The following is a 15,711-nucleotide window of genomic DNA, read 5'->3' as shown; positions in this document are numbered from 1 at the left end:
CTGTATGTGCGGCATGCCGCAAGAGTTCCTTGAAAATTATATGATCGCAGCCCGACTTGCAGCTCAGGCCGCAGTCCGGCTATGAGAAATATCCCTAAAAAGCTCCGTACCAGATGCGCGGCATGTGCGGCGGGCAGCCTGTCAGCTCTGGCCGCAGCAGGTTCCAGGCTGTCAGCAGCAGGTTGCGCGCTTCTTCCATATCCGGCCCCAGATAGCGCACCACAAGCACCCCTCCGCGCACGGTGGCTCCGGCCCGTTCCCCCATGTGGGCAGACAGGGGAACGGGCCTGGCCTGGACGGGAATATCGCTTGCAGCGGGGCTTTGCCCTCCTGATGCATCATCGGGAGGGCCATCTGGCGCATCATCAAAATCGCGGTTGGGCGAGAGCATGTTTTGCAGCGTGGTGCAGCATGCTTCCAGCGCGGCAAGGTCTTGCCCGTCATCCGCTCCGCGTCCCACGGCAAAGAGGGTGGCGGAGACCGCCTGATCACCCAGACCACAGGCGCATTTTTGCAGGGCATCGCCGCCTTCAAAGCGCAGCACCTCATGCAGCAGGGGTAGCCCCTCGCGAGTGAGTATGAGGCTTTGGCGTACACTGCCGTGGGTAAAGCTCTCGTTGGCGGCAGGGCGGCCAAGGCAGATCATTTCCCAGCCGATGCAGGCACTGGTATTGTCCAGCTCCACCGATGTGCGCATTTCGGCCCGCGCGCCGTCATAGATGATGGTTTCACGCGGCAGCCATTCCAGCATGCCGCCCGCAACGTTCAGGTCTGTGGTCTGGCGCTGGGCGACGTTATGCGCATCCGCAGCGTAGAATTTGGAGGCAGAAGGTGCGGTGAGCAGTGCGTGCGCGCCTTGCTCCAGCCGCACGCTAAGGCTCAGATCATCACCGCTCACAAGGCCACCGGGCGGGTGCAGCAGGCAGCAATGGCAGGGCTGGGATGCCTGCGCCCGGCCCGGCGCATTGGTGGGCGCGGCTTCGGGATAGAAGGGCCGCTGCACGCGCAAAGGCCCGCTGAACTGCATTTTTGTCAGCGTGGTGCGCCCCTGCCGCACCGCAAAATCCAGCTCCATGCGCGCGCTCCAGCGGCGGTCAGGCGTAAAGCAGTGACCGTGGAGATTGCCGGCAGGGCTTGCGGGGTTGGCAGACATGCAGTTCCTTTTGTTCCCGTAGCGGGAATCAGACGCTCAGAAAGGCTTTGACAGTGGCATCGTCCAGGCCGTGCATGCCCCCCTGTGAAACGATGTGGCCGCGATCCATAATCATATAGGTATCTGCCATGCGGCGGGCAAAAGGCACTTTCTGCTCCACCAGCAGCACTGTGAGGCCCATTTCTTCGTTGAGTCTGCGAATGGTTGTGGCGATGTCGCGCACAATGTTGGGCTGAATGCCCTCGGTTGGTTCGTCCAGAATGAGCAGGCGCGGCTCCAGTGTGAGCGCCCGGGCAATGGCAAGCTGTTGCTGCTGCCCGCCGGAAAGATCGCCGCCCCTCCGATGCATCATTTCGCCCAGCACGGGGAAAAAGTCAAAGATGAACTGAGGAATGGCCCCGGCCTTGTCCTTGCGCATGGGCAGGGAAAGTTCCATGTTTTCACGTACGGTCAGCAGGGGGAAGATTTGGCGGCCCTGCGGCACATAACCGATGCCCAGGGCCGCGCGGCGCTCCACAGGCAGAGGAAGCAAGTCCGTTCCTTCAAGGAGAATATGACCGGAGCGCGCCGGCAGCACGCCCATGATGCACTGAAGCAAGGTGGTTTTGCCCACGCCGTTTCGTCCCATGAGGCAGGCGCACGAACCGGCCTTTACCTCAAGGTTGACGTCGCGCAGGATGTGGCTTTCGCCATAATACTGATTGAGACCTGTTATATGCAGCATTACGCTCCTCCGGAGCATGAGGCTCGAAAATTAGCAGTTTGCAGCGGTCATCCAGCTCAAGGCCAGCCCGAAATCAGCCAGCGGCAGGCCAGGGCCCTGCAGGCGCTAGGCCGCGCCCAGCGGTTCGCCCAGATAGGCCTCCACCACAGCGGGGTGGTTCTGCATTTCGTCCATGGTGCCCTCGGCCAGCACGCTGCCCTGATGCAGCACCGTGACCTTGTGGGCAATGGCCCGCACAAATTCCATGTCGTGTTCCACCACCATGATGCTCTGCTCGCCCTCAAGGTCGTGCAGCAGTTCGATGGTGCGATCCATTTCCTCAGGCGTCATGCCCGCCACGGGTTCGTCCAGAAGCAGAAGCTGGGGCTTCTGCATGAGCAGCATGCCGATTTCAAGCCACTGCTTCTGCCCGTGCGAAAGCTTGCCCGCCTGCAAGCGGGCCAGTTCCGTCAGGCGGATGCGGTGCAGCACTTCTTCGATAAAGACCCTGTTGTCGGCAGAGAGCCGCGCGCGGAATGTGGGCCATACCCGCTTGTCGCCAGCCAGCGCCAGTTCCAGATTTTGCAGTACGCTCAGGGCCTCGAACACCGAGGGCTTCTGGAATTTGCGGCCAATGCCAGCCTGGGCGATGGCGACTTCATCCATTTGCAGCAGGTTGCAGGTGCGCCCAAACCATGCGGAACCAGCGTCGGGCCGGGTTTTGCCGGTGATCACGTCCATCATGGTGGTCTTGCCCGCGCCGTTGGGGCCGATGACGCAGCGCAGTTCGCCCTTGTCCACATAGAAGGTCAGGTCGTTGAGCGCCTTGAAGCCGTCAAAGCTCACGCTGATTTTTTCCATATACAGCGCGATGTCTGGCTTGGACATCATGCGGCGCGGGGGCCGGGCACGCATCTTCATGGGGCGCTTGTCAAAGGGGGCGTGCGTTTCTTCGTAGGCGCGGGCGGCTTCTGCCACGTCCTCAAGGCTGCGCCCATGCAAGATATCCTGCTGGGTCTTCATGCTGCGCCTCCTTCATTGGCGGAATCGGCAGGGGCATCTGACGCCGCGCCGCGTATTGCGCGGTTGCGCCACTGCTCGGGCAAGCCCGCGAGGCCCTGCGGCAGAAAGATGGTCACCAGCACAAACATGCCACCAAGGGCAAACAGCCATGCCTCGGGCATGACCGCCGTAAACCACGTTTTGAAGGCATTAACGGCAAACGCGCCAAGCACAGCGCCGTAAAGCCGCCCACGGCCGCCCAGCGCCACCCAGACCACAATTTCAATGGAGTTGAGGGGCGAAAATTCACCAGGGTTGATGATGCCCACCTGCGGCACATACAGCGCGCCGCCGATACCCGCCAGAATGGCGGAAAGCGTGAACACCGCCACCTGATACCGCTCCACCCTGTAGCCGATAAAGCGCACGCGGCTTTCCGCATCGCGCACGGCAACGCACACGCGCCCAAGGCGCGACGCCGTCACGGCCCGGCACAGGAGGTAGCCAGCCATGAGCGCCACGGCGGAGCAGGCAAACAGGGTTGTACGCATGCCGTCTGTCTGCAATTCAAAGCCCAGCAGGGTCTTGAAGTCCGTGAGACCGTTGTTGCCGCCAAAGCCCATCTCGTTGCGGAAAAAGGCCAGCAGGAGGGCGTAGGTCATGGCCTGACTCATAATGGAGAAATACACGCCCGAAACCCGCGAACCAAAGGCCAGCCTGCCAAACACATAGGCCAGCAGGCCGGGCAGCAGCACCACCAGCAGCAGTGCCACCACAAAGTATTCGCTGCCCTGCCAGAACCATGGCAGTTCTTTCCAGTTCAGAAAAACCATGAAGTCCGGCAGGTTGGCATTGCCGTATACGCCGCGCGCGCCTATCTGCCGCATGAGGTACATGCCAAAGCCGTAGCCCCCAAGGGCGAAAAACGCGCCGTGCCCAAGGCTGAGCACGCCCATGAAACCCCAGACCAGATCAACGGAAAGTGCCAGCAATGAATATGTCAGGTATTTGCCCAGCAGGGTGACCATGTAGCCCGGCACATGCAGGGCGCTGCCTGCAGGCAGCAGGCTGCCTGCAACCACAGCCAGCGACAGCAGGGCGGTGATAGCCAGAAAGTTGCGGGTAGGCGCGTTGAGCAGCCTTTCGCGTTCAAAGATATCGGTCGCCATTTACGCCTCCACCGCGCGGCCCTTTTGCGGAAACAAGCCGCGCGGGCGCTTCTGGATGAACAGGATAAGGCAGACCAGAATGATGATCTTGGAGAGCATGGCGCCGCTGGCAGGCTCCAGAAACTTGTTGGCAATGCCCAGGGCCAGCCCGCCCGTCAGCGTGCCCCAGAGGTTGCCCACGCCGCCAAACACCACGACCATGAAGGAATCCACAATGTAGGTCTGGCCCAGATTGGGGCCAACGTTGGAAACCTGGCTCAAGGCCACGCCAGCCATGCCAGCCACGCCGGAGCCAAGGCCGAATGTCAGCGCGTCCACGCGCGAGGCGCGTACGCCCATGCAGCGGGCAATGGCCCTGTTTTGCGATACGGCGCGCACTTCAAGCCCCAGCCGGGTGCGGTGCATGGCCACATGGATGAGGGCGAATACGCCAAGGCAGAACAGGATGATGTACACACGGTTGCAGGTCAGGCTGAAATGCTGGGTTATCTGCCACACGCCGCTCATGAATTCCGGGTTCTGCACGGCGCGGTTGAGGGGCGAAAACATGGTACGCACGGCCTGTTGCAGCACAAGGCTGATGCCGAATGTCGCCAGCAGGGTTTCCAGCGGACGGCCGTAGAGAAAGCGGATAACAGTCTTTTCAAGCAGCACGCCTGTGCCGCCGCTCACCAGAAAGGCGGCGGGCACGGCCAGAATGAGCGCAAGACCAGGCTGGCCCGGCAAGAGCTGCTGCATGCCCCAGGCCGTATAGGCCCCAAGCATGATCAGTTCGCCGTGAGCCATGTTGATAACGCCCATGACGCCAAAGGTGATGGCAAGGCCAATGGCGGCTAGTACAAGAATGGATCCCAGACTCGTTCCAAAAAAGAGCATTTCAAAAAACTGCGCCCACTGGGCGGAAACGCGCTGGGAATAGAGGGCATCGTCCGCCGCCTTGGCCACAGCCGCGTCGGATGATGCGGCAAGGGTGCGCAGGGCGCTGAGGGCTGCCGGGCTGCCGTTGCTGTTCAGGGCCTTGACGGCGGCAAGCTGGTCTGAGCGCACGGCGGCAGGATCAGCCGCCACGTACAGGGCAAGAGCTGCGTTGAGGTTGCCGCGCACGGCTTCGTCCTTTTCTCCTGTCAGCAGTTTGTTCAGCGCCTCTGCCTTGAGGGGCGGGGTGGCGCTGTCCATGAGGGCTGCCGAAGCCTGACGGCGCTTGGCCGTGTCTGTGGAGGTAAGGGCCTGAGCGTTGAGGATATCCGTAATGCGCTGGCGCTGGCGGTTGCTTGTGCCCACCTTGCGCAGGGCATCGGCGCTCTGCGCCGCGCCAAGTTCGCCCTTGGCGTCAAGGGGCCGCGCCTGACCTGCATCATCGCTCACAAAGAGCGCTCCTGCGGCGGCATCGGCCAGCAGGGTATTGCGCAGCAGGGCTTCCAGCAGTTTTTCGCGCAGTGGCGCGGCAAGGCTGCTGTCATCCTTTTCCAGCGCGGCAATGGCCGCATCCCTGTCCGCTACCTTGGGGCTCACCAGAGCCTTGAGCAGATCGGCTGGAAGATTGGATGGCGAAGTTTGCACCGGGGACGCGGAAGGAGTCGAAACCGCGCCCCCGGCATTCCCGTCCGGTTCCGGTCCGGACGCCAGCACTGCGGGAGGCAGGCTGAAAATTATGAGGCAGCAGAGCAAGAGCGCCGTGCGCATGGGAATATCCTTTAGTCTGGTCTGCCGGGTCTGCGCTGGTGCTGGCCCTGGCCGACGTGCCGTGGGGGGATTGCGGGGGCCGCTGGGGCCCCCGCAGCAGATTCATACGGTTGCGCGGGCTACTTGGAAGCGCCGCCGCATTTCTTGGTCTTGGTGTTGTAGTTGCCGCAGTTGATGGGGTCGGTCCAGTCGCCGATCAGATCCTTGGATTCGGGCAGGTAGTGCGACCACGCTTCGCCGGGAACCACGGAGGGCGTTTCCCAGACCACCTGGAACTGTCCGTCGGCCTGGATTTCGCCAATCAGCACGGGCTTGGTGATGTGGTGGTTGGGCAGAACCTTGGCCACGCCGCCGGTGAGGTTGGGGGTTTCAAGGCCCACAATGGCCTTCAGAACCTTGTTCACATCGGTGCTCTGGGCCTTTTCAACAGCCTTCACCCACAGGTTGAAGCCGATGTAGTGGGCTTCCATGGGGTCGTTGGTCACGCGCTTGGGATTTTTGGTGAAGTCGTGCCACTTTTTGATGAAGGCCTTGTTGGCGGGATTGTCCACGCTCATGAAGTAGTTCCAGGCGGCCAGATGACCCACCAGAGGCTTGGTGTCTATGCCGGAAAGTTCTTCTTCACCCACGGAGAAAGCCATGACGGGAATGTCGGCGGCGGTGATGCCCTGGTTGGCAAGTTCCTTGTAGAAAGGCACGTTGGCATCGCCGTTGAGGGTGGAAACCACGGCGGTCTTTTTGCCCGCGTTACCGAACTTTTTGATTTCAGCAACGATGGACTGCCAGTCGGAATGACCGAACGGCGTGTAGTTGATAAGGATATCTTCCTTTTTCACGCCCTTGGAGATCAGGTAGGCTTCGATGATCTTGTTGGCGGTGCGGGGGAACACGTAGTCCGTACCGGCCAGCACCCAGCGCTTCACGCCGAGGTCGTTCATCAGGTAGTCCACAGCGGGAATGGCCTGCTGGTTCGGGGCCGCGCCGGTGTAGATGACGTTGCGCGAGGATTCTTCGCCTTCGTACTGCACGGGGTAGAAGAGGAGGCCGTTGAGTTCTTCAAACACGGGCAACACGGACTTGCGCGAAACCGAGGTCCAACAGCCGAAAACAGCGGCGACCTTGTCCTTGCTCAGCAGCTCGCGGGCCTTTTCTGCAAAGAGGGGCCAGTTGGAGGCAGGGTCCACCACCACGGGTTCCAGTTTTTTGCCCAGCAGGCCGCCTTTTTTGTTCTGCTCTTCAATGAGCATGAGCATGACGTCTTTCAGCGTTGTTTCGCTGATGGCCATGGTGCCGGAGAGCGAATGCAGAATGCCCACCTTGATGGTGTCTTCCGCGGCCTTTGCGTTCAGCGAACCGCACAGGGTGACGAGCATGAGAGCCAACGCCGCCAACGTTTTCTTGAACATGTGGAGCCTCCTTGGAACTGTCTGTATGTCTGTACGTGACGCGGCGCACCCCCATGGTTGCCGCGCTGCTTGCTACAGCACATAGGTAAGCAAGAGGCGTTCCAAGACGATATTTTTTGTAATAATTTGTATTTGTTTGATAAATTTTTATGTAGTGCTCTAAAATTAAAACATTTTTGTAAAATTATGGGATTTTAAAACAATTTTGTATGCATTCAGAGTGGTGCTGCATGCCCTGCCACAGTTCTGAGCGCCAGCGCAAAAAAACACACCCGGCCCGGCAGATTACAAGTCTGCCGGGCCGGGTGTGAAGTGCTGTATGCCGTGCATCGGTTTGAGGCGTTATGCTGGGGTGGAAGGAGCAAAACGGCGGTGATCTATGCCGTATTTTTTCATCTTGTAATAGATGATGCGGTAGGTGATGCCCAGATCGCGCGCGGCCTGATGGATATTGCCACGGGCATTTTTGAGGGCATCCACAATAAATTCCTGCTCCACCCGGGCGATGGTTTCATTAAAGCCAAGGCCGCCGCCCGTTGGGCCGGTGCTGCTGCTCTCCGCGCTTTGCAGGGTGCTGGGCAGGTGGTGGGCGCGCAGTACGGCATCCTCGCAGATGAGCACGGCGCGTTCCATGACGTTTTTCAGCTCACGCACGTTGCCGGGCCAGTGGTATTGCAGCAAAAGGTCGATGGCAGGCGTGGAAATGCGCCGTACCGGGCGGTCGTATTCCTTGCTGAACATGCGCAAAAAATGCTCCGTGAGGGGCAAAATGTCCTCCGGCCTTTCGCGCAGCGGCGGAATGAACACGGGAAAGACATTGATGCGGTAGTACAGATCCTCGCGGAATAGCCCCTGCTCCACCAGTTCTTCCAGCGGGCGGTTGGTTGCGCAGACAAGGCGCACGTCCACCTTGTAGCGGCGTTCATCGCCAAGAGGCTGGATTTCGCCTTCCTGAAGCGCGCGCAGCACCTTTGCCTGTGCGGTGGTGGAGAGGTCGCCGATTTCGTCCAGAAACAGCGTGCCCTTGTCTGCCTGGCGGAAAAGGCCGGCACGGTTTTGCACCGCGCCTGTGAACGCGCCCTTGCGCCAGCCAAAAAGCTCGCCTTCAATGAGTTCCGAGGGCAGGGCGGCGCAGTTGAGCATGACCAGCGGCTGCGTGCGCCGAGGGCTTGCTGTGTGCAGGGCCTGGGCCATCAGTTCTTTGCCCACGCCCGACTCCCCGCGCAACAGCACGGTTGCGCGGCTGGCCCCGGCTTGGGTAAGGCGGCGCAGCACGTGCCGCAAGCTCTTGGAGGTGGCAATGACCGAGGCTGGCGTGCCGCTGACAAGCGGTTCATCGGGCAGCATGCAGAAATGCTGGCGCGCCATTTCCTCCTGCAAACGCGCCACCTGTCGGCCCACAAGAGTGGCTACTGTTTCGAGAAAGCGGCAGCGCAGATCCAGTTCAGATTCTGGCGCAGTGGGGGTATCGGCGCTCAGTGTGCCGATAACTTCCGTCTGGTCGGCATTTTCAACGCGCACCGGCACGCTGATGAATGCAAGCCGCGCCATTTCTTCCTGGCTGCGGCCAAAAAGGCGGTTCTGAAAGTCTGGCCGACCCTGCATGCATGAAACAATAATGGGCCTGCCCTCGGCAAAAACCTGACCAGTGATGCCTGATCCCGGCTCATAGGCGGCCTCGGGCGCGTCCGCAGGGCCGTAGGAAAGCGAGAGCTTGAGCTCGCCGCTTTCAGGATCCTGAACCACAATGTGGGGCCTGTCGAAGTGCATGTCTTCTGCAAGAGCCGCCAGCAGCTCCCGCAGAGAATCGTGAAAGGAATGGCCCGGCGATAGGGCGGCCAACACCCGGTTAAGGGTGTCGAGGCACTGCCCTGTGCCCATGAAGGGCGCGGCGAAATGGGCTTCTTGCATATGTCCCCTGCTCAATGCGGCGTGAGTACGGCGCTGTTTTCCGAAGTTGCCGAACATTGTCCATAGCTGCGTTACGCCTTGGTGGCGGGCATCTGCTCACGCAGTAACCTGAGCAATCTCAACCAAAATTGCTGCAATACGGAACGGCACATCAGGCATCGCGGCACATGGTGCGCGCTGATGCAGACTGAGGGGGGAAGATGCGGATCTTGTCTGACCTGTTGTCGGCTTGCAGATGGTGCAATCCCAGGTCGTTGTGCCCCCTGTGGGGCTGATTGCTCTGAAACGGGCCGCTTCATAGCTGGCGGCAGGGCGGCTCCGCCACAGACTCAGAGTGTTGAAGGGCCGCGCCGATGGCGCGGCCCTTCAAAAGATTATTGCTGCGGTCCCTGGTCAATGTCAATGATACGGCCTTGCAGCCATACATAGGCATCGATTTCGTGTCCCGCTTCAGGTTCGTACTCGCCCAGAACCATCTTGGAGGCGTAAACAGCCAGACGCATGGGCTGTCTGTCCTCAAAGGGAAAGCTGAGGTAGAGCAGCTTTACGGGCATTTTTTCAAGCTGGCAGTCTTTCACTTCTTCAATGGTGGCGCGCATCTGGTATTCGCAGAAGTTGCGGCCTGGCATGATGAGGTGACGATTGCTGACGCTCACCTTGAGAGGCGGCACGTCCAGGCGGGTTTTGCCGGGGTTTTCGGCAAGCCATGCCTCGGCATAGGCCTCGTAACGCACGCCCTGGGTGATGGTGATTTCGTCCAGCAGGGCCTTGCGCAGGCCAAGAGCGAGGCCAGCCAGCAAAAATGTGTGCATGACGCCGGGGGTGAGGTCGTCCTTGTCGCGTCCATACAGCGGGTCATAAAACCACATGGGGTTTTTGCCCTCAAGCATGGTCACGGCCACATTGGCCTCAACGCCGGTCTGCCAGGGGTGCACGTTGTCAACCGTGAGGTCGTTGGGCAGCCCTTCAAGCAGGGGGGTGGCGGTAACAGGGGTAAGCTTTTCCCCTTCCTCGCCAGCCACAAGCACGGCAGCCCTGACAGGCTGATCCTGCGGCCATGCCAGCAGGATGTGATCCTTGCCGTCGCGTTTCCACTGCCAGGAGGGGCGGGTGCCGCCGTCGTGCATGACGGTGGTGGCAATCTGGCCCATGATGGCGGCGGGGTTTTGCCCTGTCAGCACCGCCCAGGCATCGCCCAGGGTTTCTGTGTGCCCACGGTTGGCGGCAGCCAGCTTGGCTTCCAGCTCTTCGGCAGTAGGAGCCTGATCGGCAAGAGGATTGCCTTCACTGTCAACGCGAACCCATTCTTCGGCTTCGGTTTCGGCAGCCTGAATTTTGTTTTCAGCTTTTTTGGCCATGAAATATTCCTTTCATCGCGCGGTCAGGGCGCAGGCCGGAGAGTATCCGGCCTGCGCGCAATACATTTTAACGTCTGTCGCCACGGTCGCGGCGGTCACGCCCGCCACGGTCACCACGGCCATTTCTGTCGCCGCGGTCGCCCCTGTCGGAACGGGGAGGACGGGCGGTTTCTTCGGGATTCCAGGGATGGCCCTGCTCTTCAAGCAGCACGGCCTTGCGGCTGGCGCGGATGCGGTCGCCGTTGATTTCAATGACCTTGACCATCATGTCTTCGCCAAGGCGAGCCACGTCGCCGGGCTGTTCCACGCGGTTAACGTCAAGCTGCGACACGTGCACAAGGGCTTCCACATTGGGCAGCACTTCCACGATGGCGCCGATTTCCATGATTTTGCGCACCTTGGCAAGATAGTTCTTGCCGAGATCGGGGCGCTGGTCATAGTAAGAAACCATTTCGCGGGCTTTTTCCAGGGCTTCGGCCGTGGGGGCGAAGATGGACACGCGGCCCGAATCTTCAATATCCACAGACGCGCCCGTAGCCGCGGTGATGGCCTTGATGTTCTTGCCGCCGGGGCCAATGATGAGGCGGATGATGTCCGGGTTCACGAACACTTCGGCATGCTGGGGGGCAAAGCGCGAAAGTTCCTTGCGCGGTTCGCCAATGGCCTTGGCCATTTCTTCCAGAATGTGATGGCGGCCTTCGTGGGCCTGCTTCATGGCGGCGCGCATGATTTCGGTGGTGAGGCCGGTGATCTTGATGTCCATCTGCACGCCGGTCACGCCTTCTGCGGTGCCAGCGATCTTGAAGTCCATGTCGCCGAGGGCGTCTTCATCACCAAGAATATCGGTGAGCACGATGAACTTGTCGCCTTCCTTGATGAGGCCCATGGCCACACCGGCCACAGGGGCGCTGATGGGCACGCCCGCATCCATGAGAGAAAGCGAGCCGCCGCACACGGCAGCCATGGAGGAAGAGCCGTTGGATTCGAGAGTCTCGGACACAACGCGCAGGGTAAAGGGAAAATCAGCGTCAGCGGGCAGCACGGGGCGCAGGGATTTTTCCGCCAGCGCGCCGTGGCCGATTTCGCGACGCGAAACGCGCACGGGCTTGACCTCGCCCACAGAGAAGGGCGGGAAGTTGTAGTGCAGCATAAAGCGCTTGGTCACGTCGCCGGTGAGCGAATCCATACGCTGTTCATCGGTGGAGGAACCAAGGGTGGTCACAACCATGGACTTGGTTTCGCCGCGGCGGAACAGGGCGGAGCCGTGGGCGCGGGGCAGCAGGCCGGTCTGGATCTGTATGGGGCGCACGGTCTTGGTGTCGCGGCCGTCAATGCGCGTGCCTTCGTTGACAATACGGGCGCGCACCAGCTTCTTTTCCAGGTCGGAGAGCATGTCGCCCACGCTCTTGAGCGCGGCGTCGTTCTCGGCCCAGGCCGGATCGTTCTTGAGGTTCTCCATGACCTTTTCTTTCACGGCCTTGCGGGCGTCCTTGCGGGCCATCTTTTCAGGCACGCGCAGGGCTTCTTCCAGGCCTGCGGCAAGGGCCAGTTCCTTCACGCGGGCAACCAGAACCGGGTCGTCGGCGTGGGGGGTAAAGGCCATCTTGGGCTTGCCGGCCAGTTCGCGCAGCTTGAGCTGGGCTTCGACCAGAGGCTGAATCTGCTGGCGGCCCCATTCAAGAGCGTCGATGATGACTTCTTCGGGCACAAAGCGGGCTTCGCCTTCCACCATGGTGAGCGCATCGGCAGAGGCGGCAAACACGATGTTGAGGTCGCTCTGTTCCTGCTGCTCAAAGGTGGGGTTCAGCACAAACTGGCCATTGATGCGGCCAATGCGGCCACCGGCCACCGGGCCGTCAAAGGGCAGGGGCGAAAGCATGACAGCGGCGGAAGCGCCCGTAAGGGCCAGCACGTCGGAGTCGTTCACCTGATCGGCAGAGATAACGCTGGCCAGAACCTGCACGTCTTCGTTCAGGCCCTTCTTGGGGAAGAGCGGACGCAGCGGGCGGTCGATCAGGCGGGAAACCAGGGTTTCGCGCTCGGAAGGACGGCCGATTTCGCGGCGGAAGAAGCTGCCGGGGATGCGGCCAGCGGCGTACATTTTTTCGGAGTATTCAACGGTAAGGGGGAAGAAGCCCTTGTCGAATTCAAGCGTCTGCGAGCACACGGTGACGAGCACCACGGTACCGCCGCACTGAATCCACACAGAGCCGTGGGCCTGATTGGCCATACGGCCTGTTTCAAGGATAACTTCCTTGCCGCCGACCATGGCTGTAACCCTGATGGGTTCAAAAATATCTTGATACATAAAAATTCCTTTGCGTAGTGCGAAGGGGATTCCGGCAAAAGCGGGCAGATCATCGGCCTTTGGCCTCTGCCTGATTTTCCCGGACCCCCCTTCTTCGCGTTTTGTACCCTCGTGGGGGTTGATTCAAGCAACAAGGGGGAGCGCTGGCTCCCCCTTGCGCGACAGAAGTCTTACTTGCGCAGACCGAGCTTTTCGATAAGAGCGCGGTAACGCTGAACGTCTTTCTTCTTCAGATAGTTCAGAATGTTGCGACGACGGCCAACCAGCTTGAGCAGACCGGTGCGGGAGTGGAAGTCCTTCTTGTGTTCTTTGAAGTGACCGGTGAGGTCTTCAATACGGGCGGTGAGCAGTGCCACCTGAACTTCCGGGGAACCGGTGTCGCCTTCGTGTTTGGCGTGAGCATCAATAACCGTTTTCTTGTCGCTGGCATCCATTACCACAGCAGTACTCCTTGATAGTCGGGGTTAGTTCCAAAGTCCCCGCAACACGGTCCAGCATGGGCCAGCGGGCGTGGTTTCGAGCTGCGCCAGAGCCAGGGCAGTGCCCTGTTCAAGCAGCAGCGCAAAGCCTTCCGCAGGCTCGGCACCTGTCGCGCCCTGCTCGGGGGCATCCGCTTGCGCGGGTGCTTCCGGGCGGCAAGGCACGGCTATGCCGTTGCGCACACGTGCGGCTTCATCCGGCGTGAGTTCCACCTTGCGCCAGTGGGGCAGCGCTTCCGCAATGGGACGCACGCAACCGGGCAACAGGGTGGGATCAGCCGTGAAATCCGCAGGATCGTGGGCCACATCGAGGCCGAAGGGGTGACTATACTCCCGGGTCAGTTCTGTGAGCACGGCTCCACACCCTAAGCGCGTCCCCAAGCTGTGGGCCAGGGAGCGTATATAGGTGCCAGAACTGCAAGCGACCCGAAAGCTCACAAACGGAAGACTCACCGTGAGTGTTTCCGCCTGTGAAATTTTCATGCGTTTGACCTTGGCAGGGGCTTCTACGCCCTTGCGCGCCAGTTTGTAGAGCGGCTGGCCTTCGTGCTTGGCCGCTGAATAGGGCGGCACGGCCTGCTCGGCAAGCTCAAGCCACGCGGCAACTTCGCGGCGCACGTCAGCTTCGCTCACATGCTCCCACGGCGCTTCGGCCACTACCTTGCCTTCAATATCCCAGGTGTCGGTGGTCTGGCCCAGCCGCAGCGTGCCGCTGTAAACCTTGCCGCCGCCAGCCAGCAGATGCCCTGAAAGTTTGGTGGCCTGCCCCAGCAAAACAAGCAGAACCCCTGATGCCAAAGGATCAAGAGTGCCCGCATGCCCGATCTTTTTTTGCCCAAGGCGTTTGATAGCCGTGAGACAACGGGCCGAGGTGGGGCCGGAGGGCTTGCGCAGCACCAGAATGCCGTGCTGCTGGGGCAACTGGGCCGCCCCGGAGCTTTTTTCCGGCTGCCGGTCTGGGGTGCTGGGTGCGGCAGCAGCCGCTTTGGTCATACTCATACGCAAGTTGCAACCATAGCCGCAGAGCGGGCATAAGTCAAAAAAATATCGACGGCAAAGGCCCCTGGCGGGCCCTAAAGCCGAGAAAAAAGCAGAAAACTGTTACTCGCCGGAAGAATCCTGCTCTTCGGCATCCAGTTCTTCAGCTATGGCCGCCAGCAACTGGGCGCTTGCCGCATCCATATCTGCCCGCACAGTGCCGCCCGCGGCATTGCGGTGCCCGCCGCCGCCAAGTCTGGCCGCCGCCGCGCGCACGTCTACCGCCCCGTAGGAGCGCAGGCTGAACTTGCAGCAGGCCGGGGAATCCTCCCGCAGTACTGCGGCCACCTGAACGCCGCGCAAGCGGCGCAGTTGCTCCACAAAGCCCTCGAGGTCTTCCTTCAGCGCCCCGCATTTGCGCAGGTCTTCAAGATACACGGGGCAAAAACAGACGCTGCCGTTGCGCTCAAGTTGCGCCCGCTGCAAAAGCTGGCCCCAGAGGGTCAGGCGGCCACGGCTCCAGCTGTTTTCAAGATGTTCGCGCAACTGGGCAATATTACAGCCATGCTCAACCAGATGGGCCGTGAGGTAGAGCACCTCGGCGCTGGTATTGCCGTGGCAGAAACCGCCGGTGTCGGTAATGATGCCAAGGGCCAGACCGTTTGCCAGCTCGCCAGTAAGGGGCAGGCCTGCGGCCAGGGCCACATAGGCCATGAGCTGGGCAGTGGCCGCTGCCTGGGGTTCAACCCAGTTTGCCACGTTCCCCATGCCGTTGCCGCCGAGGTGGTGGTCAATATTCAGGGTTTGCAGATCCGGCAGGCGCCCCGCCAGCTCGCGGCCAAGGCGCTCGGGTTCGCCGCAGTCAAGCAGCACCGCGCAGCGCGGCTTGAAGGGCGGATGCTCCAGCGTTGTGTGCACAAAGCCCGGCGTGGAAAAAAAATCCAGATATCCCGGCAGGCCTGGCTGGGCGTAGAGCATGAATTCCTTGCCCATGGAGCGCAGGATATGCCCAGCAGCCGCCACCGCGCCTGCTGCATCGCCGTCTGGGTTCACATGGGCGGCCACAATAACCTGATCCACATGGCGAAAAGCTTCGGCCATGCGTTCCGCACCTTCGCGGAATTGCGGGGGAATGAGTTCAGTCCGCTGCATATATCTCCACCTGGCTATCCGTCATTTCCTCGGGGCAGACCGCTTCCATCATGAGCGCGCATTTGTCCATGCGGCTGCGCAGATGGCTCTCGCTGTTGGAAATGGATACCACTGCAAGCCGCAGACGGGAGAGGCTGTCTTCTGTTCCCGCTTCGGCTATGGCTACATTGAATTTGTTTCTGGTCTTCTGTTTCAGGCTGTTGGCAACGCGGCGCTTGGCCTTGAGATTATCGTTGCCTTCCAGGCTGAATTCTACGGTAAGAACCGCCATAAACATGGCCATAGACTGGATTCCTGCCGGGCGAAAGGCTTTTTGCAGGCTTGTCGCCTTGTGGCGGCAAGGGATAGGTGGTGTGCTTTTGGCCCCACGGGCGCTTTCCGGCACAGCCGAGAACTACAGATATGGCCT

13 protein-coding genes are annotated in these 15,711 nt (G+C 60.8%); all 13 read right to left on the bottom strand.

The window, feature by feature from the left end; all coding sequences use genetic code 11:
- Positions 1-94: 94 nt before the first annotated feature.
- The 13 genes from NE637_RS06275 to NE637_RS06215 all read right to left on the bottom strand — a co-directional run bounded on the left by NE637_RS06275 (position 95) and on the right by NE637_RS06215 (position 15,579).
- Positions 95-1,153: an urease accessory protein UreD gene (locus NE637_RS06275; RefSeq protein ID WP_227118438.1), complete on the bottom strand. Its 1,059-nt coding sequence runs from the start codon at positions 1,151-1,153 to the stop codon at positions 95-97.
- 28 nt (positions 1,154-1,181) lie between these two features.
- Positions 1,182-1,877: an urea ABC transporter ATP-binding subunit UrtE gene (gene urtE / locus NE637_RS06270; protein WP_227118439.1), complete on the bottom strand. Its 696-nt coding sequence runs from the start codon at positions 1,875-1,877 to the stop codon at positions 1,182-1,184.
- A 105-nt stretch (positions 1,878-1,982) separates the two neighbouring features.
- Positions 1,983-2,879, bottom strand: coding sequence for an urea ABC transporter ATP-binding protein UrtD (urtD, locus tag NE637_RS06265; protein ID WP_225530057.1), 897 nt, complete (start codon positions 2,877-2,879; stop codon positions 1,983-1,985).
- Positions 2,876-4,027 carry an urea ABC transporter permease subunit UrtC gene (gene urtC / locus NE637_RS06260; RefSeq protein ID WP_192113512.1) on the bottom strand — a complete coding sequence of 384 codons (1,152 nt, stop codon included), beginning with the start codon at positions 4,025-4,027 and terminating at the stop codon, positions 2,876-2,878. Before urtC ends, urtD begins: the two co-directional genes overlap by 4 nt.
- Positions 4,028-5,710 carry an urea ABC transporter permease subunit UrtB gene (urtB, locus tag NE637_RS06255; RefSeq protein ID WP_256267618.1) on the bottom strand — a complete coding sequence of 561 codons (1,683 nt, stop codon included), beginning with the start codon at positions 5,708-5,710 and terminating at the stop codon, positions 4,028-4,030.
- A gap of 119 nt (positions 5,711-5,829) precedes the next feature.
- Positions 5,830-7,116 carry an urea ABC transporter substrate-binding protein gene (urtA, locus tag NE637_RS06250; protein ID WP_192113514.1) on the bottom strand — a complete coding sequence of 429 codons (1,287 nt, stop codon included), beginning with the start codon at positions 7,114-7,116 and terminating at the stop codon, positions 5,830-5,832.
- Between the two features lie 342 nt (positions 7,117-7,458).
- The gene (locus NE637_RS06245; RefSeq protein ID WP_225530058.1) at positions 7,459-9,027 is read right to left on the bottom strand and encodes a sigma-54-dependent Fis family transcriptional regulator; all 1,569 of its coding nucleotides are present in this window, start codon (positions 9,025-9,027) and stop codon (positions 7,459-7,461) included.
- Positions 9,028-9,401: 374 nt separating this feature from the next.
- Positions 9,402-10,385, bottom strand: coding sequence for a hypothetical protein (locus tag NE637_RS06240; RefSeq protein WP_227118441.1), 984 nt, complete (start codon positions 10,383-10,385; stop codon positions 9,402-9,404).
- 67 nt (positions 10,386-10,452) lie between these two features.
- Positions 10,453-12,693, bottom strand: a complete 2,241-nt coding sequence (pnp, locus tag NE637_RS06235) for a polyribonucleotide nucleotidyltransferase (RefSeq protein WP_215646870.1) — start codon at positions 12,691-12,693, stop codon at positions 10,453-10,455.
- Positions 12,694-12,863: 170 nt separating this feature from the next.
- A complete protein-coding gene (rpsO, locus tag NE637_RS06230) occupies positions 12,864-13,133 on the bottom strand; it encodes a 30S ribosomal protein S15 (RefSeq protein WP_022659913.1) in 270 nt (89 codons plus the stop codon).
- 24 nt (positions 13,134-13,157) lie between these two features.
- Positions 13,158-14,171 carry a tRNA pseudouridine(55) synthase TruB gene (gene truB, locus NE637_RS06225; RefSeq protein WP_371740830.1) on the bottom strand — a complete coding sequence of 338 codons (1,014 nt, stop codon included), beginning with the start codon at positions 14,169-14,171 and terminating at the stop codon, positions 13,158-13,160.
- Positions 14,172-14,273: 102 nt separating this feature from the next.
- Positions 14,274-15,302, bottom strand: coding sequence for a DHH family phosphoesterase (locus tag NE637_RS06220; protein WP_192113517.1), 1,029 nt, complete (start codon positions 15,300-15,302; stop codon positions 14,274-14,276).
- On the bottom strand, positions 15,289-15,579 hold the full coding sequence (locus NE637_RS06215; protein ID WP_027181023.1) for a DUF503 domain-containing protein: 291 nt from the start codon (positions 15,577-15,579) through the stop codon (positions 15,289-15,291). The genes NE637_RS06220 and NE637_RS06215 overlap by 14 nt, the downstream gene beginning before the upstream one ends.
- Positions 15,580-15,711: the final 132 nt, after the last annotated feature.

The sequence above is a fragment of the Desulfovibrio desulfuricans genome, from assembly GCF_024460775.1.
GTDB lineage: Bacteria > Desulfobacterota > Desulfovibrionia > Desulfovibrionales > Desulfovibrionaceae > Desulfovibrio > Desulfovibrio desulfuricans_E.
Note: the sequence above shows the minus strand (reverse complement) of the source record. Positions and strands in the feature narration are given on the sequence as shown.

Coding starts and splice junctions, on each gene's coding strand:
- pnp (WP_215646870.1), bottom strand. CDS start 12,693: ATGTATCAAGATATTTTTGAACCCATCAGGGTTACAGCCATGGTCGGC.
- NE637_RS06220 (WP_192113517.1), bottom strand. CDS start 15,302: ATGCAGCGGACTGAACTCATTCCCCCGCAATTCCGCGAAGGTGCGGAA.
- NE637_RS06215 (WP_027181023.1), bottom strand. CDS start 15,579: ATGTTTATGGCGGTTCTTACCGTAGAATTCAGCCTGGAAGGCAACGAT.
- urtC (WP_192113512.1), bottom strand. CDS start 4,027: ATGGCGACCGATATCTTTGAACGCGAAAGGCTGCTCAACGCGCCTACC.
- urtE (WP_227118439.1), bottom strand. CDS start 1,877: ATGCTGCATATAACAGGTCTCAATCAGTATTATGGCGAAAGCCACATC.
- urtB (WP_256267618.1), bottom strand. CDS start 5,710: ATGCGCACGGCGCTCTTGCTCTGCTGCCTCATAATTTTCAGCCTGCCT.
- NE637_RS06240 (WP_227118441.1), bottom strand. CDS start 10,385: ATGGCCAAAAAAGCTGAAAACAAAATTCAGGCTGCCGAAACCGAAGCC.
- NE637_RS06275 (WP_227118438.1), bottom strand. CDS start 1,153: ATGTCTGCCAACCCCGCAAGCCCTGCCGGCAATCTCCACGGTCACTGC.
- truB (WP_371740830.1), bottom strand. CDS start 14,171: ATGAGTATGACCAAAGCGGCTGCTGCCGCACCCAGCACCCCAGACCGG.
- NE637_RS06245 (WP_225530058.1), bottom strand. CDS start 9,027: ATGCAAGAAGCCCATTTCGCCGCGCCCTTCATGGGCACAGGGCAGTGC.
- urtA (WP_192113514.1), bottom strand. CDS start 7,116: ATGTTCAAGAAAACGTTGGCGGCGTTGGCTCTCATGCTCGTCACCCTG.
- urtD (WP_225530057.1), bottom strand. CDS start 2,879: ATGAAGACCCAGCAGGATATCTTGCATGGGCGCAGCCTTGAGGACGTG.